This window comes from Nocardioides panacisoli (assembly GCF_039537325.1).
GTDB classification, from domain to species: domain Bacteria; phylum Actinomycetota; class Actinomycetes; order Propionibacteriales; family Nocardioidaceae; genus Nocardioides; species Nocardioides panacisoli.
Map to the genome: position 1 here is coordinate 17,971 of NZ_BAABAH010000002.1, position 21,360 is coordinate 39,330.

Annotated in this window: 18 protein-coding genes and 1 pseudogene; 9 read left to right on the forward strand and 10 right to left on the reverse strand. The window is 71.9% G+C overall.

The features are described from left to right. The first annotated feature begins 34 nt into the window (after positions 1–34). From ABD709_RS03050 to ABD709_RS03070, 5 genes are read left to right on the forward strand one after another with little or no spacing between them, the layout of a single operon-like run. Positions 35–2,125 (forward strand): alpha-1,4-glucan--maltose-1-phosphate maltosyltransferase, encoded by a 2,091-nt coding sequence (locus ABD709_RS03050; RefSeq protein ID WP_344772330.1) that lies wholly within the window; start codon positions 35–37, stop codon positions 2,123–2,125. Further along, positions 2,122–3,837, forward strand: a complete 1,716-nt coding sequence (gene treS / locus ABD709_RS03055; RefSeq protein WP_344772331.1) for a maltose alpha-D-glucosyltransferase — start codon at positions 2,122–2,124, stop codon at positions 3,835–3,837. The genes ABD709_RS03050 and treS overlap by 4 nt, the downstream gene beginning before the upstream one ends. Next, positions 3,837–5,213, forward strand: a complete 1,377-nt coding sequence (locus ABD709_RS03060) for a maltokinase N-terminal cap-like domain-containing protein (RefSeq protein ID WP_344772332.1) — start codon at positions 3,837–3,839, stop codon at positions 5,211–5,213. Before treS ends, ABD709_RS03060 begins: the two co-directional genes overlap by 1 nt. Further along, positions 5,213–7,225, forward strand: a complete 2,013-nt coding sequence (glgB, locus tag ABD709_RS03065) for a 1,4-alpha-glucan branching protein GlgB (protein WP_344772333.1) — start codon at positions 5,213–5,215, stop codon at positions 7,223–7,225. The genes ABD709_RS03060 and glgB overlap by 1 nt, the downstream gene beginning before the upstream one ends. 4 nt (positions 7,226–7,229) lie before the next feature. Further along, positions 7,230–8,006, forward strand: coding sequence for an NUDIX domain-containing protein (locus tag ABD709_RS03070; protein ID WP_344772334.1), 777 nt, complete (start codon positions 7,230–7,232; stop codon positions 8,004–8,006). 18 nt (positions 8,007–8,024) lie between these two features. On the opposite strand, the pseudogene ABD709_RS03075 reads toward ABD709_RS03070, so the two are convergent. After that, positions 8,025–8,927, reverse strand: a pseudogene (locus tag ABD709_RS03075) (EamA family transporter); the annotation flags it as partial. On the opposite strand from ABD709_RS03075, the gene ABD709_RS03080 reads away from it, so the two are divergent. Further along, complete coding sequence (locus ABD709_RS03080) at positions 8,926–9,819, forward strand: LysR family transcriptional regulator (RefSeq protein WP_344772335.1); 894 nt, start codon at positions 8,926–8,928, stop codon at positions 9,817–9,819. The pseudogene ABD709_RS03075 and the gene ABD709_RS03080 sit on opposite strands and share 2 nt — an antisense overlap. Positions 9,820–9,860: 41 nt before the next feature. On the opposite strand, the gene ABD709_RS03085 is transcribed toward ABD709_RS03080, so the two are convergent. From ABD709_RS03085 to ABD709_RS03105, 5 genes are all read right to left on the reverse strand, one after another. Next, positions 9,861–10,610: an EI24 domain-containing protein gene (locus ABD709_RS03085; RefSeq protein WP_344773015.1), complete on the reverse strand. Its 750-nt coding sequence runs from the start codon at positions 10,608–10,610 to the stop codon at positions 9,861–9,863. Positions 10,611–10,613: 3 nt separating this feature from the next. Then, the gene (locus ABD709_RS03090; protein WP_344772336.1) at positions 10,614–11,573 is read right to left on the reverse strand and encodes a co-chaperone YbbN; all 960 of its coding nucleotides are present in this window, start codon (positions 11,571–11,573) and stop codon (positions 10,614–10,616) included. A gap of 29 nt (positions 11,574–11,602) precedes the next feature. After that, positions 11,603–12,127 carry a PH domain-containing protein gene (locus tag ABD709_RS03095; RefSeq protein ID WP_344772337.1) on the reverse strand — a complete coding sequence of 175 codons (525 nt, stop codon included), beginning with the start codon at positions 12,125–12,127 and terminating at the stop codon, positions 11,603–11,605. A 9-nt stretch (positions 12,128–12,136) separates the two neighbouring features. Beyond that, entirely contained in the window at positions 12,137–12,313 is a 177-nt protein-coding gene (locus ABD709_RS03100) for a hypothetical protein (RefSeq protein WP_344772338.1), read from the reverse strand. Between the two features lie 78 nt (positions 12,314–12,391). Continuing rightward, positions 12,392–13,843, reverse strand: coding sequence for a M1 family metallopeptidase (locus tag ABD709_RS03105; RefSeq protein WP_344772339.1), 1,452 nt, complete (start codon positions 13,841–13,843; stop codon positions 12,392–12,394). Positions 13,844–14,022: 179 nt separating this feature from the next. Here ABD709_RS03105 and ABD709_RS03110 point away from each other — a divergent pair, with 179 nt between their 5' ends. Both ABD709_RS03110 and ABD709_RS03115 read left to right on the forward strand, forming a co-directional pair. Next, positions 14,023–14,913, forward strand: coding sequence for a serine protein kinase RIO (locus ABD709_RS03110; protein WP_344772340.1), 891 nt, complete (start codon positions 14,023–14,025; stop codon positions 14,911–14,913). Between the two features lie 25 nt (positions 14,914–14,938). Then, positions 14,939–15,847 (forward strand): LOG family protein, encoded by a 909-nt coding sequence (locus ABD709_RS03115; RefSeq protein WP_344772341.1) that lies wholly within the window; start codon positions 14,939–14,941, stop codon positions 15,845–15,847. Between the two features lie 97 nt (positions 15,848–15,944). Here ABD709_RS03115 and ABD709_RS03120 read toward each other — a convergent pair whose 3' ends face one another. Continuing rightward, the gene (locus ABD709_RS03120) at positions 15,945–17,114 is read right to left on the reverse strand and encodes a glycosyltransferase family 4 protein (protein WP_344772342.1); all 1,170 of its coding nucleotides are present in this window, start codon (positions 17,112–17,114) and stop codon (positions 15,945–15,947) included. Between the two features lie 130 nt (positions 17,115–17,244). Between ABD709_RS03120 and ABD709_RS03125 the strand changes: the two genes are divergently transcribed. Next, entirely contained in the window at positions 17,245–18,939 is a 1,695-nt protein-coding gene (locus ABD709_RS03125) for a TIGR03767 family metallophosphoesterase (protein ID WP_344772343.1), read from the forward strand. Here the strand turns inward: ABD709_RS03125 and ABD709_RS03130 are convergent. From ABD709_RS03130 to ABD709_RS03140, 3 genes are read right to left on the reverse strand one after another with little or no spacing between them, the layout of a single operon-like run. Continuing rightward, complete coding sequence (locus tag ABD709_RS03130; RefSeq protein ID WP_344772344.1) at positions 18,936–19,739, reverse strand: GNAT family N-acetyltransferase; 804 nt, start codon at positions 19,737–19,739, stop codon at positions 18,936–18,938. The two genes, ABD709_RS03125 and ABD709_RS03130, sit on opposite strands and share 4 nt — an antisense overlap. Positions 19,740–19,743: 4 nt before the next feature. Beyond that, a complete protein-coding gene (gene rlmN / locus ABD709_RS03135; protein ID WP_344772345.1) occupies positions 19,744–20,874 on the reverse strand; it encodes a dual-specificity RNA methyltransferase RlmN in 1,131 nt (376 codons plus the stop codon). Continuing rightward, on the reverse strand, positions 20,867–21,277 hold the full coding sequence (locus tag ABD709_RS03140) for a hypothetical protein (RefSeq protein ID WP_344772346.1): 411 nt from the start codon (positions 21,275–21,277) through the stop codon (positions 20,867–20,869). The genes rlmN and ABD709_RS03140 overlap by 8 nt, the downstream gene beginning before the upstream one ends. Positions 21,278–21,360 lie beyond the last annotated feature (83 nt).

Genomic DNA, 21,360 nt, shown 5'->3' on the forward strand with positions numbered 1-21,360 from the left:
CGCCGGACTTGATCGCCCCGGTTGGGTGGAGGGCATGGTGGGACGCATCCCGGTGATCGACGTGATGCCCCGGATCGCCGCCTCGGGCGCGGCAGGACCGCTGCCCGCGAAGGCGACCGAGGGTGAACCGCTGCCTGTGACGGCGACGGTGTTCCGTGAGGGGCACGACCAGCTCGGCGCGGAGGCCGTGCTGATCGGACCCGACGGCCTACGCCGGCCGCCGGTGCGGATGGAGCCGTTGCCGACGGTGGACCGGCACACCGTGGACCGCTACCGCGCGTGGGTGACGCCGGACGCCCCGGGGCCGTGGTCCTTCGAGGTCCGCGCCTGGTCCGATCCGCTCGCGACCTGGCAGCACGACGCGGGCATCAAGATCCGCGCCGGCGTCGACGTGGAGCTGATGTTCACCGAGGGCCGGCTGCTCTTCGAGCGGGTGCTCGCGCGCCTCGACGCCCGAGCCGGCGGGGCGGGCCAGGCGGCCGCCGAGCGCGAGGTGCTGCGGGCCGCTATCACCGCCGCCGGCGACACGAGCCGCCCGGTCGAGGCGCGGCTCGCCCAGCTCGAGTCGCCCGAGCTCGACGCCGTGCTGCGCGCCCACCCGCTGCGCGACCTGCTCTCGGTCGAGGGACCGTTCCCGCTGCAGGTCGACCGGAGCCGCGCTCTCTACGGCAGCTGGTACGAGTTCTTCCCCCGCTCCGAGGGTGCCCGCTACGACGGCGAGACGCGCAAGGTCGTCAGCGGCACGTTCGCCACCGCCGCCGAGCGGCTCGAGTCGGTCGCGGCGATGGGCTTCGACGTGGTCTACCTCCCGCCGATCCACCCGATCGGCGAGGTCAACCGCAAGGGACCGAACAACACCCTGACGCCCGGACCCGACGACCCGGGCAGCCCGTGGGCGATCGGGAGCCGGTTCGGCGGCCACGACGCCGTGCACCCCGACCTCGGGACGCTCGAGGACTTCGACGCGTTCGTCGGCCGCGCCCGGTCGCTCGGCCTGGAGGTGGCGATCGACCTCGCGCTGCAGGCGGCGCCCGACCACCCCTGGGTCAGCAGCCACCCGGAGTGGTTCACGACCCGAGCCGACGGGACCATCGCCTACGCCGAGAACCCGCCGAAGAAGTACCAGGACATCTACCCGATCAACTTCGACAACGATCCCAGCGGCATCGCCGGTGAGGTGCTGCGGATCGTCCGGCACTGGATGGACCACGGGGTGCGGATCTTCCGGGTCGACAACCCGCACACCAAGCCGGTGGCGTTCTGGGAGTGGCTGCTCGCCCAGGTGCGCAGCACCGACCCCGACGTGCTCTTCCTCTCCGAGGCTTTCACCAAGCCGCCGATGATGCACACGCTCGGGGCGGTCGGGTTCCACCAGTCCTACACCTACTTCACGTGGCGGAACGAGAAGGACGAGCTCGCCGAGTACCTCACCGAGGTGTCCTCGGAGTCCGACCACCTCATGCGGCCGAACTTCTTCGTCAACACCCCCGACATCCTGCCCGCATTCCTCCAGTACGGCGGCCCGCCGGCCTTCAAGATCCGCGCGGTGCTCGCGTCCATGGGCTCGCCGAGCTGGGGCGTGTACGCCGGCTACGAGCTCTACGAGCACGTGGCCGTGCGCCCGGGCAGCGAGGAGTACCTCGACTCGGAGAAGTACCAGATCCGGATCCGCGACTGGGCTGCCGCCGAGAAGGAGGGGCACTCGCTCGCGCCGTACCTCACCCGGCTCAACGAGATCCGCCGCGCCCACCCGGCGCTGCAGCTGCTGCGCAACCTCACCGTCCACCCGACCGACGACGACCAGATCCTGTGCTTCAGCAAGGTCGCCGGGTCTCGTGACGGTCGCTTCGCGACCTCCTCGACCACCGGAGACCGCGACATCGTGATCGTCGTCGTGAACCTCGACCCGCATGCCACCAGGGAGACCATGGTCCACCTCGACCTCGCCGCGCTCGGGCTCTGCCAGTCCCCGCCCGCCGACCCTTCGGGTCGGGGTCCCGACGCCGGCCTCACCGTCCGCGACGAGCTCACCGGCGCCGAGTGGGGCTGGGGCGAGCACAACTACGTGCGCCTCGACCCGCAGGACGAGCCGGCGCACATCCTCACCGTGATGGACGCCCGATGAGCCCCGTGGACCCCGCGGGCGCCGCGGCCGACGACACCCCCGACTGGTTCCGCACCGCTGTCTTCTACGAGGTCCTGGTCCGGTCGTTCCGCGACAGCAACGCCGACGGCACGGGTGACTTCCGCGGCCTGATCGAGAAGCTCGACTACCTCGCCTGGCTGGGCGTCGACTGCCTCTGGGTGCCCCCGTTCTTCACCTCGCCGCTGCGCGACGGCGGCTACGACGTCTCCGACTACATCTCGATCCTTCCCGAGGCCGGCACCGTCGACGACTTCCAGGTCTTCCTCGACGAGGCGCACAAGCGCGGCATCCGCGTGATCATCGACTTCGTCATGAACCACACCAGCGACCAGCACCCGTGGTTCCAGGCCTCGCGCAGCGACCCGGAGGGCCCGTTCGGGGACTTCTACGTGTGGTCCGACACCGACGAGCTCTACGAAGAGGCACGGATCATCTTCGTCGACACCGAGCCGTCCAACTGGACCTTCGACCCGGTCCGCGGCCAGTACTACTGGCACCGGTTCTTCCACCACCAGCCGGACCTCAACTTCGACAACCCGAAGGTCCACGACGCCATCATCGAGGCGCTCTCCTTCTGGCTCGACATGGGCCTGGACGGCTTCCGTCTCGACGCCGTGCCCTACCTCTACGAGCGGCCGGGCACGAACGGCGAGAACCTCAAGGAGACCCACGAGTTCCTCAAGAAGATCCGGAGGTACGTCGACGACCACTACCCCGGTCGCGTGCTGCTCGCCGAGGCGAACCAGTGGCCTTCCGACGTGGTCGACTACTTCGGGGACTTCGAGGCCGGTGGCGACGAGTGCCACATGTGCTTCCACTTCCCGGTCATGCCGCGCATCTTCATGGCGGTGCGGCGCGAGTCGCGCTTCCCGATCTCCGAGATCATGGAGCAGACACCGCCGATCCCGAGCGGCTGCCAGTGGGGCATCTTCCTGCGCAACCACGACGAGCTGACCCTGGAGATGGTCACCGACGAGGACCGGGACTACATGTGGGGCGAGTACGCCAAGGACCCCCGCATGAAGGCGAACATCGGGATCCGCCGCCGGCTCGCGCCGCTCCTGGAGAACGACACCAACCAGATCGAGCTGTTCACCGCCCTGCTGCTGTCGCTGCCCGGATCTCCGGTCCTCTACTACGGCGACGAGATCGGCATGGGCGACAACATCTGGCTCGGCGACCGGGACGGCGTACGCACCCCGATGCAGTGGACGCCCGACCGCAACGCCGGGTTCTCCGCGGCCACTCCGGGCAAGCTGCACCTACCCGTTATCCAGGACCCGGTCTACGGGTACCAGAGCGTCAACGTGGAAGCCCAGCTCGAGAACGCCTCATCGCTCCTGCACTGGACGCGACGGATGATCCATGCCCGCAGGAAGCACCACGCGTTCGGCCTCGGCACCTTCGCCGACCTGGGCGGGTCCAACCCGAGCGTCCTGTCCTACGCCCGCGAGCACGTGGGGCCGGACGGCGAGCGGGACACGATCGTGTGCGTCAACAACCTGTCCCGGTTCCCGCAACCGGTCGAGTTGGACCTGCGGCGGTTCGAGGGCCAGGTTCCGGTCGAGCTGCTCGGCGGCGTGCCGTTCCCGGCGATCGGCGAGCTCCCCTACCTGCTGACCCTCAGCGGGCACGGCTTCTACTGGTTCCGGCTGACGAACCCCGACGCCACCGGAAGGCCGGTGCTCTGATGGCCACCCAGCTGGAGTCGCTGCAGAACTACCTGGTCGGCGCGCGCTGGTTCGGCGGCAAGGGCCGCGGCGTCGAGGTCACCGGCTTCCGCAGGCTCGGGGAGGTCGGCTCCCCGGAGACCGAGCCCCGGGTCGCGGTCGCCCTCGTCGAGGTCACCTACACCGATGCCGAGGGCGGATCCGACCTCTACCAGGTGCCGCTGGCCCTCTACTCCGAGCCGGAGGGTCGGCTCGACCACGCGTTCGTCGGCTGGTGGGACGAGGACGGCACGTGGGTGCACGCCTACGACGCCGTGCACGACCGCGCTGCGATGGCGAAGTACCTCCAGACGTTCCTGGGCAAGGCCACCGCGGAGGGAGACCTGCACTTCGTCAGCGTCGGCGGGCACGAGCTCGAGCCCGATGCGCAGTCGACGCTGTTCAGCGGCGAGCAGTCCAACTCCTCGGTCGCGTTCGGCGAGGACGCCGTGCTCAAGGTGTTCCGCAAGATCACGCCGGGCGAGAACCCCGACATCACGACGCACAAGGTCCTCACCGAGGCGGAGTCCACCCACGTCGCCCAGCTCTACGGGTGGGTCGAGTCCACCACCGACGACGAGGTCCTCCACCTCGCGATGCTGCAGCAGTTCCTCCGCACGGCGAGCGACGGGTGGGACATCGCGGTGGCGAGCGTGCGCGACCTGTTCGCCGAGGCCGACCTGCACGCCGAGGAGGTCGGCGGCGACTTCGCCGGCGAGGCCGCCCGGCTGGGCGAGGCGCTGTGCGAGGTCCACGAGCAGCTGCGCGAGTCGTTCCCCTCCGGCACCGCGCCGGCGGCCGAGGTCGCGGAGACCATGACCGCGCGGCTCACCGCGGCCGTGGACGTCGTACCCGAGCTCGCGGACCACGCCGACCGCCTGCGGCGCACGTTCGGGCAGCTCGCCGAGCTGGGCGAGCTCCCGGTGCAGCGGGTGCACGGCGACCTGCACCTGGGCCAGACCCTGCGCACCGTCGCCGGCTGGAAGCTGGTGGACTTCGAGGGCGAGCCGGCCAAGCCGCTCGCCGAGCGGCTGCACCCCGACTCCCCCTGGCGCGACGTCGCGGGCATGCTCCGCTCCTTCGACTACGCCCCCTACGCCGTGGCGGAGTCCTCGCCCGAGGACGACCCCGACGTCGTCGAGCAGCGCCGGCACCGCGCGGAGGAGTGGGCCGCGCGGAACAAGCAGGCATTCCTCCACGCCTACACGGGTACCGACGGCCTGAGCCACGACCAGGGTGTCCTGGTCGCCGCCTACGTCGCCGAGAAGGCGATCTATGAGTGCGTGTACGAGGCCCGGAACCGGCCGAACTGGTTGCCGATCCCCCTCGCCGCGATCGCACGGATGGGAGTCCCCTGATGACGACGCTCGACCCGAACGACTTCTCCCCGACCCTCGGGGAGATCGACCTGCACCTGCTGGGCGAAGGCCGCCACGAGCAGCTGTGGCAGGTCCTCGGCTCCCACGTGCTCGAGGTCGACGACCCCCGGACCGGCAAGCCCGTCCGCGGCTGCGCGTTCGCCGTCTGGGCGCCCAACGCCCACTCGGTCAGCGTGATCGGCGACTTCAACGGCTGGGACGGCAACAGCACGCCGATGCGGCGCGTGGACGGGTCCGGCGTGTGGGAGTGCTTCGTGCCCGGCTTGGACGGCGGGACGACGTACAAGTACCTGATCCACGGCGCCGACGGCGTCTGGCGGCAGAAGGCCGACCCGATGGCGTCGTACGCCGAGGTGCCGCCGGCAACCGGTTCGCGCGTCTTCCACTCCACCCACGAGTGGACCGACGACGAGTGGATCGCGCAGCGCGCCCGCAGCACCGCGGTCTTCGAGCCGATGTCGGCCTACGAGATGCACCTCGGCTCCTGGAAGCGGCACCCCGACGGGAGCTTCTGGACCTACGACGAGCTGGCAGCCGAGCTTCCCGGCTACCTCGCGGACCTCGGCTTCACCCACGTCGAGCTGATGCCGGTGATGCAGCACCCGTTCGGGGGCTCGTGGGGCTACCACGTGACCTCCTACTTCGCGCCGGACTCGCGGTTCGGGGACCCCGACGGGTTCCGGCGGCTGGTCGATGCGCTGCACCGCGCCGGGATCGGCGTCATCCTCGACTGGGTCCCCGGCCACTTCGCGACCGACGAGTGGGCCCTCGTGCGCTTCGACGGCACCCCGCTCTACGAGCACCCCGACCCGCGGCGCGGCTGGCACCCGGAGTGGGGCTCGCACATCTTCGACTTCGGCCGGCCCGAGGTGCGCAACTTCCTCTACGCCAACGCCGTCTACTGGCTCGACGAGTTCCACGCCGACGGCCTGCGGGTGGACGGCGTGGCGTCGATGCTCTACCTCGACTACGCCCGCAACCCGGGCGAGTGGACGCCGAACAAGTACGGCGGCCACGAGAACCTCGAGGCGGTGCAGTTCCTCCAGGAGATGAACGCCACCGTCTACAAGCGGGTGCCCGGCGTGATCACGATCGCCGAGGAGTCCACCGCGTGGCCGGGCGTCACCGGCGCCACCAGCGGGGGCGGGCTGGGCTTCGGCTTCAAGTGGAACATGGGCTGGATGCACGACACGCTCAGCTACCTCAAGCACGAGCCCGTGCACCGCGCCTACCACCACCAGGAGCTCACGTTCTCGCTGGTCTATGCGTTCGCCGAGAACTACGTGCTCCCGATCAGCCACGACGAGGTCGTGCACGGCAAGGGCTCGCTGCTGCGGAAGATGCCCGGCGACCGGTGGCAGCAGATGGCGAACCTGCGGGCCTACCTCGCCTACATGTGGGCCCACCCCGGCAAGCAGCTGCTGTTCATGGGCAGCGAGTTCGCGCAGGACAACGAGTGGGCCGAGAGCCGTGAGCTCGACTGGTGGCTCCTGCAGCACGAGGAGCACCGCGGCATGCAGTCCCTCGTGCGGGACATGAACCGGCGCTACCGGGAGACGCCGGCGCTCTGGAAGCAGGACAACACGCCTGACGGGTTCGAGTGGATCGACGCCAACGACGCCGGGAACAACGTCCTCTCCTTCGTCCGGCGCGCGCCCGGTGAGCCGGACCTCGTCTGCGTCGCCAACTTCGCCGCCGTCCCCCACCACGACTACCGGCTCGGGCTGCCCACCGCCGGGACGTGGACCGAGGTGCTCAACACCGACGCCGGCGACTACGGCGGCAGCGGCGTCGGCAACCTCGGCGCGGTCGTCGCAGAGACCGCGCCGGACCTGGAGGCCCGGGCCCCCGGTGGCAGGCCGGCGGTCGGCGTACTCTCGCTGCCGCCGCTGGGCACGCTGTGGCTGCGCGCTCCCGCGACGGAGCCGGAGGTCGAGGCGCCGGCGCCACGGGCCGCGAAGCGCTCGAAGGCGGGGCCCCCACTAGGCTGATCCTGTGCCCGAGCCGGACATCCGCCACTCCACCGTGGAGAACGGCGTCGCCCGCATCGTGTGGACACCCGACCTCACCGAGCGTGGCTGGCAGGCCGCGGTGGACGTCGTACGCCGCGAGGTGGCCGCGGCCCTGCTCGAGCACGAGCGGGTCGAGGCCAAGGTGCCGGCCGACGACGCGGACGCGCAGCGGATCGCCACGTGGTCCGGTCTCCGCCGCGAGGGCGTGCAGCGCGGCGTCGACGGCGACCTGGTCGTCTACGCACGCCTCGCCCACGACACGCCGGTGCACGAGCCCGGCGGCTTCCGGGCGCTGCTCAACTCGTTCCTGCCCCGCAAGCGCGGGATCGGCCAGATGCTCATCCGCGACGACAGCGCGGACGACGCGGGGCCGCGGGTGCTGCTGTGCCAGCTGACCTACAAGGCCGACTGGGACCTGCCCGGCGGCGTGGTCGAGGTGGGCGAGTCGCCCCGGCTCGCGGTCGCGCGCGAGGTCGAGGAGGAGCTCGGGCTGGAGATCGAGCCCGGGCCGCTGCTGCTGACCGACTGGCTGCCGCCGTGGGGAGGCTGGGACGACGCGCTGTGCCTGGTCTTCGACGGCGGCGTGCATCCGCCGGCGCTGGTGGACAAGATCGTCCCGCAGGCGCGCGAGATCAGGTCAGCCGAGTTCTGCAGCATCGACGAGGTCGAGGCCCGGGCCGCCGACTTCACCTTCCGCCGGGTCCGCGCCGCGCTCGCGAACCTGGGCGGCGGACCGGCGTACACCGAGTCGGGGCGCTGAGCGCCGCAGCGTCACCAGCACGCCGAGCACGAGCACCGCTCCGCCGACGAGCTCCCAGCCGGTCGGCTGCTCGTCGAGGAGCAGCCAGGCCGAGCCGATCGCGACCGGCGGCACCAGCAGGATCCACGGGACGACGGCCGCCGACGGGTTGCGCGACAGCAGCCCGTTGAAGATGCCGTAGCCCAGCAGCGAGGCGAGCCCGGCCGTGTAGAGCGTCGACAGCACCGCGTGCCACCCGAATGCGTCCGCCGCGCGGGCGAAGGTGTCCGGGCCGTCGACGAGGACGGAGAGGCCCGCCAGCGGCAGGGGTACGACGAGGGCGGACCAGACCGTCAGGGAGAGCCCGCCCGTCGCACCCGACGCCCGGGACACGACGTTGCCGACCGCCCAAGACAGCGCGGCCAGCAGGCAGAGGGCGAGCGCCAGCAGCGGCACGTGGCCGCCGCGTCCGAGGCCGACCACCACCAGGCCGGCCGTGCCGAGCGCGACGCCCGCGACCTGCGCCGGCGTCGGCCGCTCCCGCAGCGCCACCGAGGCGAGCAGGATCGTCAGCACCACCTGGGCCTGCAGCACCAGGCCGGCGAGCCCGGCCGGCATCCCGGCAGCCATCGAGGTGTAGAGGAACGCGAACTGCCCCAGTGACATGAACGCCCCGACGGCGACCACCACCCGCCAGCCCACCGGCGGCCGCGGCACCAGGAAGATCGCAGGCAGCAGCACGACGACGAACCGGACGGCGAGGAACAGCAGCGGCGGTACCTCGCCCATGCCCCAGTCGATGGCGACGAAGTTGAAGCCCCAGACGCAGGCGACGAGCGCGGCGAGGAGGCAGTCACGACGGGACACGCTCCCGATGATCCCCTTGTTGATCATGAAGCACCAGCGAATATGTCTGCCCTGATCCGTGTAGCATCGCTTCATGATCGATCTCGCCGCCCTCGCCGGGCTTCGGGCGGTCGCCGAGCACGGCTCGGTCGGTGCCGCCGCCGAGGCCACGGGCTTCACGCCGAGCGCCGTCTCCCAGCAGGTCAAGCGCCTCGAGCGCCAGCTCGGCGTGCCGCTGCTCGAGCGGGTCGGCCGCGGCGTGATGCTGACCGGCCAGGGCCGGCACCTCGTCGACGGCGGCACGCAGGTCCTCGCGGACCTCGAGGAGCTGGAGGCCGGCATCCGCCACCGGTCCGGCGTGGTGGCCGGCGAGGTCCGGCTGGTGGCGTTCTCCACGGCGATGCGCGGCCTGGTGGCGCCGGTGGCGCGCGAGCTGCTGGACAAGTACGCCGACCTGCGGCTCGCGCTGCAGGAGCGGGAGCCGTGGGACACCGTCGACATGGTCGCCGGCGGTCACTGCGACGTCGGCATCGTCCACCGGTGGGGCGGGGTCGCGTTCGCCGTACCGGAGCACGTGGTGACCACCCGGGTCGCCGAGGACGTCGCGGACCTGATCGTCCCGCACGACCACCCGCTGGCGCAGCGCCGGTCGGTCACGCCGCACGACCTGGTCGACGTCGACTGGATCGCCACGCCCGAGAACACGATCTGCCGGCAGTGGCTGCACCGGATGTTCGACGGCACCGGCCGTCCGCCCCGGATCGCGCACGTGTCGATGGAGTTCGAGTCGCACCTCGCGCTCGTGGCCTCCGGTCTCGGCGTGGCCCTGGTCCCGCGCCTGGGCCGCGCCCCGCTCGGCCCGGACCTGGCCGCGGTCGCCGTCCGCGACCCCGAGCCGGTGCGCATCGTCGACGCCCTCCACCGCCGGACGATGACGGACTCCCCCGCCGTCGCTGCCGTCCTCGAAGCCCTCCGCTCCACCGGGTGATCCCCGGGTCGGCTGGTGCGCGCCCGCCGACTCGGCGCGGATCACGCGTGCAGAGGAGACGACTCGGCGTCCAGGGCCTCGCGGGCGAGCATGGTGGATCCCACGACGGCGGCGGGCATCATCAGGACGGCGCCGAACGGGACGAGGAAGCACACCTGGACGGCGAGGCCGAAGCCGAGCAGCGCCGGGCCGTGCGGTGCCAGCACCCGCTTGCGGGCGGCGCGGTCCATGCCGCGGGCCTCGAGGGCGCGTGACACCAGCTCTCCGGCCAGCAGCCGGCCGGAGACGACGATGCCCAGCACCGGGCCCGCGATCGCCCCGACGACGGGCACCAGCCCGATCACGAAGACGACGACGGCGGCGAGCAGCCCGAGGACCGCCAGTCCGCCGGCGTCGGCCGCGCTGCGCCACCAGCTCACGCCGCGGTCCGGCACGACGCCGCCGAGCATGAGCTCGGTCTCCTTCCAGATCCGCTCGTAGAAGGGGTCGCCGATGGCGAGGGTGAGGGCGGTGAAGGTGACCACCGAGAGGAACAGCGACCCGAGGACCACCGCGAGGTAGAGCCCGATCCGCAGGACGCCGCGCCAGACCGCCGGCCAGTGGTCAGCGAACGGCGTCGCCCACGCGATCAGGTCGTCGGCGAACAGCACGAGCAGGACCACCGCGGCCGCCAGCAGGACGAGGGTGATGATCGCCGGGATCAGTCCCAGCACCATCAGTCCCGGGCGCCGGCGCCACATCCTCATGCCGGCGAAGAGGTACCCCGCCCCGTGGGCGACGCCGGTGAGCATCACCTAGAACAGGGCCGACGCGAGTGCCTGGCGTCCCTTGAGCACCCGCGGGTCGTCGTTGCCGACGGCCGCGAACAGGCCGACCAGGTGCTCGCGGGCGCGGTCCCGCTCCTTGTCGGACGTACGGCGGACCAGCTCCACCAGTCGCGCGAACGCGTCCTCGACGTGTCCGCCGAGCAGGTCGAGGTCGGCCACCATGATCTGGGCGTCGACGTCGTCGGGGCTCGCCGCGGCGGCCGCACGGGCCGCGTTGAGGTCGACCCCTTGGGTGCGCTGGAGCACCTTCGCCATCGCGAGCCCGGCGGCCGCCTCGGCGTCGGCGGGGTTGGCGTCGACGAGCTTCTGGTACTCCGCGACGGCGCCGTCGATGTCACCGGCCTCGAGCGCGTCCTGGGCCGGGGCGTAGCGCGGGTCCACCGCCGGCTCGTCCTCGCCGCCCGCTTCGTCGGGCGCAGCACCCGACAGCGGCTGGTGGCGCCCGGTGATGCCCTGGGTCGTCAGCTGCTGGGCGAGCTGGTTGAACATCGCCCGGAGGTCGTCGAGGCGCAGCGGCCCGGGGATCGGCTGCGTCGCCGGGCGGCCGTCGAGGATCACGAGCATCAGCGGGACCTGCGGGATCTGCATGGCCTGCGCGATCTGCGGCATCGCGTCGACGTCCACCGCCGCGGCGAGGAACCGGCCCTCGTACTCCCCCGCCACGGTCGCGACGTCGTCGGCCATCTGCGTGCTCTCCGGCGACTGCGACGGCGAGTGGAAGACCAGCACCACCGGCGCGGTCATCGACGCCTGGAGCACCGACTCGAAGTTCTGCTCGGTGACGTCGACGGCGTACGCCGATCCGCCGGCCGCCGGCCCGCTCGGCCCCCCGGGGGCGGAGCCGCCGGGAGCGGGCTGCTGGGTCGCGGGGCGCTTCAGTGCGGAGAGGTCGATCGCCCCGCCGCGCAGAGGAGGCTGCTGCGTCATGCCGCCATCCTAGAGAGGACGGATCGGCCTCAATTCGGCACCCGCGGCCCGCGCAGACCGGCTCGCTGCACGACCCGCTGGATCGCGAGGTCGCGCTCGTCGGGGCGACCGACGTACCGGATGTCGCGCAGCCCCTGCTCCTGCGCCGCGGACTCGAAGCAGAAGTGCCCGAAGCCCAGCAGCCGGCCGTGCAGCGGCTTCTTGACCGAGATGTCCAGGATCCTGCTGAGCGGCATGGTGGCCAGGCTCTGGGACAGCACGCCGTTGACCCGGAACACCCGCATGTTCGTGATCACGAACCGGTCGCGGTGCTCGCGGACCGTGCACCAGCCGGCGTGCAGCAGCAGGGCGAAGGCCACCAGCAGCAGGATCCAGGCGAGCTGGACCAGGACGAAGGGGCTCCAGACCAGCAGCAGGAGCGCCACGGTCGCCTCGACGGCCGGCCGGACGTAGGCGAACCAGTGGTGCTTGACCTCGTCGACGACGACCTCGCCCTCCTCGCGGAGGAGGTGCTTGCCGATCTGCGGGTCGCTGATCCAGGCGACGAGACTCATCCGGCGGGGCTACTTCTTGTCGAGCGCGCCGATGAAGTCGATCAACCCGGTGAAGGCCTGGGTGGCCAGGTCCCAGCCGTTGCCGCCGGCGGTCTTCGCGGTCGCGGCGAGGCCGTTGGGGTCGGTGAACATCCAGAACCCGAGGAAGACGACGACCACAAGACCGAAGAGCTTCTTGGTGTCCACCCGCCATTGGTACCAGCCGGCGCGGGCCCACCGGGGGAGGCGCGCTCGTGCCCCCGGCGGCTCGGCGTGGATCCAGGCTCAGAAGCCGTTGGCCGCCGTACGCCGTGGCGGGCGGTCGGCCACGAGCCAGGCGTGGAAGAACCGGTCCATGGGGTGCCCCGCGGCCTGTGCGGCGGCGTGCTCGAACATGCCGACCGTCGCGCTCCCGTCGCGGTGCTGGGCCGCCCAGTCGCGCAGCAGCCCGTCGAACGCGTGCTTCCCGATCCGGTTCCGCAGCGCGGCCAGGGCCAGCGCGCCGCGCTCGTAGACCGGGGTGTCGAACAGCTCGGTGTTGACGTTGGCCCCCGGGTCGGTGACGTTCACCCGCCAGAAGCCTGCGGAGCCGGCCAGGTCCCTGAAGTCGTGATCGAGCCACTGCCGCGTCGTCTCACCGCCGTGGTCCTCGGTCCAACGGTGCTCCATGTAGCTCGCGAACCCCTCGTTGAGCCAGATGTCCTTCCACCGGCGCACCGACACGGCGTCGCCGAACCACTGGTGCGCCAGCTCGTGCACCTCGGTGATCTCGTCGATACCGCCCTGGTAGGTGGGCCGCGACTGGTTCTCGAGAGCGAACGCGTAGGGGATCGCGTTCAGGGGCGTGACGAGGCCGCCCGTGCTGTCGAACGGGTACGGGCCCAGCTCGCTCCTCAGCCAGGCGGTGATCGGGCCGCTGCGGCGCACCAGCCTCAGGTAGCCGCGTCGCGTCGCGGTCCCGAACTGCTTCGAGACCGCCGCGACCCACGGGATGCCGTCGGTGGTGCCCTGCCGGACCGCGAAGTGGCCGGCGGCGAAGAACGCGAGGTAGGTCGCCATCGGCTCCTTCATCCGCCAGTGCGTGGTGGCCTGGTCGCCGACGACGACGGGGTCGCCCACCTGCTCGCCGTTGGCGATCACGTTCTTGCCGGCGTCGGTGGTGATCGAGATGTCGAAGGTCGCCTTGTCGCGCGGGTGGTCGTTGCTCGGGAACCACCACGGCGCCATGTGCGGCTCGTTCGCGGTGACGACTTCCTGCTCGTCGGCCATCCAGCTCCGCTCCCCGCCGGGGTCGCCGGGGTTCTCCCAGGAGACCGCGGACGGGTCGGCGTCGTACTCCACCCTGACCGAGGCCACGTCGCCCTTCGCCAGGGCCGTGGCGGGCGTGATCTGCAGCTCGTGCTCGCTCGGCTTGGAGAACGCGGCGTCGACGCCGTCGACCGTCACCGCATCGACGGGCAGCAGGAAGTCGAGGTCGAAGCTCGACAGGTCGCTCGTCGCCTCGATCTCCAGCGTCGTCGAGCCGGACAGCTCGGCCGGGTCGAACGCGTAGGTCAGGTCGATGGCGTAGTGGCGGACGTCGATGCCGCCGTTGCCGTCCTCGGGGTAGTACGGGTCGCCGATGCCGGGCGCGCCGGGTTGCGCGGCGCCGGCCTCCGCCGGTGCGCCGGGAAGAGTGCCGGTGAGGGCGACGGCGGTGACGAGGGCGATCGAGGCAAGAGGGCGGCTGACCGGCACCGCGCCACCGTAGCCGACGTACGCCGGAAAATCGTTTGCGGCGGCCCGGGAAGGGCCGGAGGATGTTCCGCGAGCGACCCGCGCGGTGCGGGTGCCCGACGAGAGGAGGCGTGTCGTGACGATCACTGTTCCCGGCCTGCCCGCAGACCGTCCCCTCTCGAACTGGAGCACCACCACCGATGGAGCACACCTCCGCCCTTAGCAGCACCCCCAGCACCCCTCGCGGCGCCGACGACTCCCCCGACCCGCGGTTCGTCTTCGACTTCGTCGCGTACGACGACCTCGGCGAGGGCCAGCGCTGGTCCACCTGGCTCGACGTCGAGCCGCTCAGCCGCGGCCCGGAGCCCCGGCCCGACTGGCTCGTGACCTCCCAGGGCGCGATCGACACCGACCTCGGCATCCTCAAGACCGGCAAGGAGGCCGACGTCTTCCTGCTGGAGCGCGCCGACCCGCACGACCCGACGCAGTCCGTGGTGATGGCCGCGAAGCGCTACCGGTCCGCCGACCACCGCACCTTCCACCGGGCGTCGACCTACACCGAGGGCCGCAGCATGAAGCGGTCCCGCGACGAGCGCGCGCTCAAGCGGAAGAGCACGTTCGGGCGACTCGTCGCCGCCGGCGAGTGGGCGGTCTCCGAGTGGGGCGCGCTGGTCCGGTGCTGGGAGCTCGGCCTGCCGGTCCCCTACCCCGTGCAGATCGAGGGGACGGAGATCCTGATGGAGTGGATCACCGTCGACACCGAGGAGGGGCCGGAGACGGCGCCGCGGCTCGCGCAGACGCGGCCGGAGCCGGCCCTGCTCCGCAGCTACCTCGACCAGCTCCGCGACGTGCTTGCGACGATGGTGCAGGCCGGGGTGGTGCACGGCGACCTGTCGCCGTACAACATCCTGGCTGCGGGCGAGCGCCTGGTGATCATCGACCTGCCACAGATCGTCGACCTGGTCGGCAACGCGCAGGGCTTCGACTTCCTGCTCCGCGACTGCACGAACGTGTGCTCGTGGTTCCAGCGGCGCGGCCTCGACGTCGACCCGCAGGACCTGTTCGGGGAGCTGATGGCCCACGCCTTCTGACCCGCTGCGGCTACCGTCTGGTCGCGTGAGGATCCATCGCCAGCGGTTCGTCGTCGTCCACGGACCCGACGAGCTCGACGACCGGCTCGCCGCGGCGGACGCACCGGTCGACCCGCGCCGCGACAGCCTCTACACGGCCGCGGACCTCTACGACACCGCGTCGTACGCCGACTCCCTCGACCACCGCGCCTACGTCTGGTCGCGCGAGACCCAGACGTCCGACGCGATGCTGGCGCGCGCGCTGCACGACGAGGGTGTCGACGACGCCCTCGGCGCCTGGATCAAGGGACGCAGCATGGTCGGGGTGATGGGTGGTCACGCCGTGGAGCGGGGCCAGCCGGCGTACACCGACGCCGCGCGGCTCGGCCGGCTGCTGGCCGGGCGCGCGACCGTGGCGACCGGCGGCGGGCCCGGTGCGATGGAGGCGACGAACCTCGGGGCCCGGCTGAGCGGTGACCCGGACGAGACGCTCGAGGAGGCCCTGGCCCGGTTGGCGGCCGCCCCGTCGTTCCGTCCGTCGATCGACGCCTGGCTCGCGGCGGCGCGGGACGTGCTGTCGTCGTACCCGGGTGCGGTCGAGTCGCTCGGCGTGCCGACCTGGCACTACGGCCACGAGCCGCCCAACCCGTTCGCGACCGCGATCGCGAAGTACTTCCGCAACGCGCTCCGCGAGGCGATCCTGCTGCTCGTCTGCGACGCGGGCATCGTCTTCCTGCCGGGCGCCGGCGGCACGGTCCAGGAGATCTTCCAGGACGCCTGCGAGAACTACTACGCCGACGAGGCGGACGTGGCCCGGATGGTGCTCGTCGGCCGGCGCTACTGGACCGAGCAGCTTCCCGCCTGGCCGCTCCTGGAGTCGCTGGCCCGCGGTCGCCCCATGGAGTCCCGCATCCACCTCGTGGACACCGTCGACGAGGCCGCCACCCTCTTCTGACCTCCGGCGAACCCTCACTTGGAGCACGTCGAACCGTCAGTTCGAGCGGCCCGAAGTGACGGTTCGACGTGCTCCAAGTGAGGGTTCGACCTCGGGGTCAGGCGGCGATCGGGAGGACCCGGGCCGAGATGGCGTCGCGGTAGTGCTGGACGAGGCGCTCGTTGACGGCGGCCCAGGAGCGCTCCTGGACGCAACGCAGGGCGGCGGTGCCCATCGCGCGGCGGAGGGCGGGGTCGGCGCCGAGCCGGTCGACGTACCACTTGAGAGCCGGGCCGTCGCCGGGGTCGTAGAGGAACCCGGTCACACCGTCGGCGACGACGTCGATCGGTCCGCCGGCACGGGGGGCGACGACGGGTACGCCGGAGGCGAGCGCCTCCTGCGCGGACTGGCAGAACGTCTCGAACCGCCCGGTGTGCACGAAGACGTCGAGCGAGGCGTAGGCGCGGCTCAGCTCCTCGCCGTGCAGGAGGCCGAGGAAGTGGGCGTTCGGGAGGAGCGCGCGGAGCCGCTGCTCCTCGGGGCCGCCGCCGACCAGCACCAGCGCGTGGCGCGGGTCGGCGGCGACGTGCGCGAGGAGGTCGAGCTCCTTCTCCGCAGCGAGCCGGCCGACGTAGCCCACGACGGTACGGCCGTCCGGTGCGATCCGGCGGCGCAGCTCCTCGTCGCGGAACCGCGGATGGAACGACGCCAGGTCGACCCCGCGCGGCCACCGGTGCAGGCCCGGTACGCCGAGCCCGCCCAGCTGCGCGAGGCTGGCCGTCGACGGCGCGAGCGTCCGGTCGACGCGGCTGTGGATCTTGCGGGTCAGCGCCGCCGCGGCGCGGGCGCCGCCGGGGACGTCGTACCGGTCGGCGAAGCCGACGAGGTCGGTCTGGTAGATCGCCACCGTCGGGATCCCGAGCTCCTCGGCGGCCCGCGCCGCCTGGTAGCCGAGGGTGGCGGGCGAGGCGATGTGGACGACGTCGGGCCGGAACCGGCGGATCACCGCGCGGAGCCGGCGACGGGTCTCCAGGCCGAGTCGGAAGTCGGGGTAGAACGGCAGGTTCGCGCCGCGGGCGCGGGTGATCGGGAACCCGGCGTAGGAGTCGGGCCCGGTGGGCGCGACCAGCTCCGCGCGGTGCCCCTCGGCGGCGAGGTGCTCGAGCACCCGGCGGACCGAGTTGGTCACCCCGTTGATCTGCGGCAGGAACGACTCGGCGACCACGAGGACGCGCAGCCGTGGGGGCGCCGCCGGGGCCGTGCGGTAGTCGACCATCGTCTCGACCATGACCCGAAAGCTAGGGAGCTCGGCGGAACGGCCGGTCACCTCGGCTGGTGTGGCACGTGACCGGAGGGTGAACGGCAACCGGGGTCCCCAGGTCGCGTGACCCAGATCACGTCTCGTTCGTTGGGGCCGCGTGGACCTCTCCCGTCGTGACACCATCCGCGCCGGCGCCGCCCTGGCCGCCGCAGCAGCCGTCTCCCGCATCGTCGCTCCCAGCCTCGCCCAGGCGGCCGTCAGCGCCAGCACCACGCTGACGACGACCTACGGCCCGGGCCCGGCCAACCCCCAGGGCTACCGCAAGATCGTGGGACTTCCGGGCGAGCCCCGCATCGTGCGGACCGACCTCGGCGTCGCCGCCGGCGCGGGCCGGGCGAGCACCCGCGAGGCGCTGCTCTCGTTCGTGCAGCTCTCCGACGTGCACGTCGTGGACCACCAGTCCCCCGGCCGCCTGGAGTGGGTCGACCGGATCGAGACGACCGGCCTGTTCTCCTCGTCCTACCGGCCCCAGGAGATGCTCACCGCGCAGGTGGCCGACGCGATGGTGCAGGCGGTCAACGCCCAGGCGTCGGGACCGGTGACCGGGCTTCCGTTCACGTTCGTGATCGAGACCGGCGACAACTCCGACAACTGCCAATACAACGAGATCCGCTGGAACATCGGCATCCTCGACGGCGGCACGATCCGCTCCGACAGCGGCGCGCTCGCGAAGTACGAGGGCGTCGCCGACAACAACAAGACCTACTACGACGTCCACTACTGGCACCCCGATGCGGTCCCGGCCGGCAAGCAGCCCGACATCTACAAGGCCGACCACGGCTTCCCGACCGTCCCGGGACTGCTCGACGCCGCCCGGCGCCCGTTCACGGCTCCGGGCCTCGACGTGCCCTGGTACACCTGCTTCGGCAACCACGACGGCCTGATGCAGGGCAACTTCCCCCACACCGTGCCGACGTCACTGCTCGGCGTCGGCTCGCTCAAGGTGATCTCGCCGCCGACCGGGCTGAGCGACACCGACATCAAGGACGCCCTGGCGAGCCAGGACGTCAACAAGCTGATCGGGCACCTGACCGTCTCGCCGAGCGTCCGGCTGGTCCGCGCCGACTACAAGCGCCGCACGGTCACCCGCAAGCAGATCGTCGACGAGCACTTCCACACGACCGGCGCACCCGTCGGGCACGGCTTCACCAGCGAGAACCGCAAGAAGGGCACCGCTTACTACTACTTCGACCAGGGCAAGTTCCGCCACGTCGTGATGGACACCGTCAACCCCAACGGGTACGACGACGGCTCGCTCGACTCCGGGCAGTTCACCTGGCTCAAGAAGACGGTCGAGGCGGCCACGGGCAAGGCCGTGATCGTGTACAGCCACCACACGGTCGACACGATGACCAACCCGCTCGTCGGCACGGGCGGCGACCTCTCGCCGCGGGTGCTCGGCGGCGACGTGGCGTCGTACCTCCTCACCCAGCCGCGGGTGATCGCGTGGGTCAACGGCCACACCCACAAGAACCAGATCTTCGTGCACAGCCGCGGTGACGGGAGCGGCGGCTTCTGGGAGATCAACACCGCGTCGCACTGCGACTACCCCCAGCAGGCGCGGATCATCGAGATCACCGACAACCACGACGGGACGCTCTCGATCTTCACCACGATCCTCAACCACGCAGGCCCCGCCGACTACGCCGGCGACCTCAGCAACACGCTGGCCCTGGCCAGCCTGTCGCGGGAGCTGTCGGTCAACGACCCGCAGGCCAACCTCGCCGCCGCGTCCGGGACGCTCAGCGCCAGGAACACCGAGCTGCTGGTCGGGACGCCGGCCGACTTCTAGGCAGGCCGCGTCGAGAGGTCCAGCAGGTAGGACCGCTCCTGGCCGTACGCCGAGAAGCCGGCCCGGCGCAGGATCGGGGCCGAGGTCTCGACCCTGCCCTTGACGATCGCGAGCTCGCAGCGCCGCTCGACGGCGTACGCGAGCCGCGCGGCGAGCAGGGCGCGGTAGACCCCGCGGCCGCGCGCGTCGGGCAGCACACCGCCGCCCCAGAGGCGGGCGTCCGGGCCCGCGACGGTGAGACCGGCCGTGCCGACCGGCCGGCCGTCGAGGTAGGCGACGACGGCGCCGCCGCCGCCGGTGCGCAGCTTGGTGAGCTCCTCCGGCCAGACCGGCTCGAGGCCGGCCCGGTCCGGCTTCGAGCCCCCGAACACGTCGGAGTTGAGGTGCACCGCGTCGACGAAGGTGTCGAAGTCCGCGGCCCAGCGCACCTCGACGTCGACCCGAAGATCGAGGCCGGGCAGCTCGCCGAGCGGCCGCGCCAGCACGTCGAGGGTCTCGTCGAGCACGCCGCCGCGCTCGACCAGCGCTTCCGCGAGGCCCTCCGGAGCGTCCAGGCGGACCCACGCGAGCAGCTGCGGGGCCGCGGTGCCGACGGCGGCGCGGCAGCGGTCGATCACCTCGTCCAGGACCTCCGCCAGCGGCCGCCGGGGGCGGATGCCGACCAGCTGCAGCGGGTGCTCGTACCAGGCCGGGAAGCGGAGTGCGAGGTACTCCTCGGTGTCGATCCGGCCCGCCGTCGGCGGGATCCAGAGCCACGCGGCGCTGGCCGTGTGGACGCGCTCCCGAGAGAGGTCGAGCACGGTCCTAGGGAGCCGCCGCGAGCTGCCCGCAGGCACCGTCGATCTCGCGCCCCCGGGTGTCGCGGACCGTCGTGGGGATGCCGCGCGCCTCGAGCCGGCGGACGAACTCGCGCTCGTCGGCGGGGTCGGACGCCGTCCACTTCGACCCGGGCGTCGGGTTGAGCGGGATCAGGTTCACGTGCACCCAGCCCCAGTCGCCGTACGACGTCAGCACGTCGGCGAGCAGGTCCGCCCGCTGCGCCTGGTCGTTGATGCCGCGCATCATGGCGTACTCGATCGAGACCCGGCGCTTGGTCTTCTCGGCGTACTGCCAGGCGGCCTCGACGGTCTCCGCCACGGAGAAGCGGGTGTTGATCGGGACCAGCTCGTTGCGCAGCTCGTCGTCCGGCGCGTGCAGGCTCAGCGCGAGCGTCACCGGGAGGCCCTCCTCGGCCAGCTGCTTGATCCGGGGCACCAGGCCGACGGTCGAGACGGTCACGCCACGCGCGGACATCCCCAGCCCGTCGGGCGAGGAGTCGGTGAGCCGGCGTACGGCGCCCAGGACGGCCTTGTAGTTCGCCAGCGGCTCCCCCATGCCCATGAACACGACGTTGGAGACGCGGCCCGGCCCGCCCGGCACCTCGCCGCGCGCGAGGGCGCGAGCGCCGGCGAGGACCTGCTCGACGATCTCGGCGGTCGACATGTTGCGCTGCAACCCACCCTGGCCGGTCGCGCAGAACGGACATGCCATGCCGCAGCCGGCCTGGCTCGAGACGCACATCGTCGCCCGGCCGGGGTAGCGCATCAGCACCGACTCGACCAGGGCCCCGTCGAACAGCTTCCACAGCGTCTTGCGGGTGGTGCCCTTGTCCGCCTCGAGCGTGCGCAGGGGCGTCATCAGCTCGGGCAGCAGGTTCGCGACCAGCTCGTCGCGCTGGGCGGCGGGGAGGTCGGTCATCTGCGCCGGGTCGTCGACCAGGCGGCCGAAGTAGTGCGTCGACAGCTGCTTGGCCCGGAAGCCCGGCAGGCCGAGCTCGACCGCGAGGTCCTTGCGCTCGGCCGGGGTGAGGTCGGCCAGGTGCCGGGGCGGCTTCTTGCGGCCGCGCGGCTCGTCGAAGACGAGCGGCAGCGGCGAGCGACCGTCGGGCTCAGCCATCGCGGTTGAGCAGGAACCACAGGACGCCGAGGCCGACGCCCGCGACGACCACGACGGTCGAGACGACACCCAGCAGCATGAACTTGCCGAACTTCCGCGTGCGGTGCGGCACGACCAGCCCGATCGGCACGATGAGGGTCAGCAGGACGAAGGGGAAGAGCTGCTCGGCACGCTGGTAGCCCACCAGGGCCTTGAGCACCGCGGCGTAGCTGCCCGGGATCAGGATGATGTAGAGCATCCCGGTGAAGAACCCCGCGAGCGGGAGGAACACCGGGTGCTCACGGTGGAACCAGTCCGGCCGGATCCGCGACTCGGCCGCGGCCTCCTCCGGAGACCGGGAGGCGTCGGCTGCCGTCGGGTCGTCCCCGACGTCCTCCGGATGCACCTCTACAGTCTGGCCCACCCCTCCAGGGTAGAGCGTAGGTCGAACTCGCCGGGAATTCCGACCTGGCGACACCCCCTGGGACGCTGCGCCAGGATGTGGAC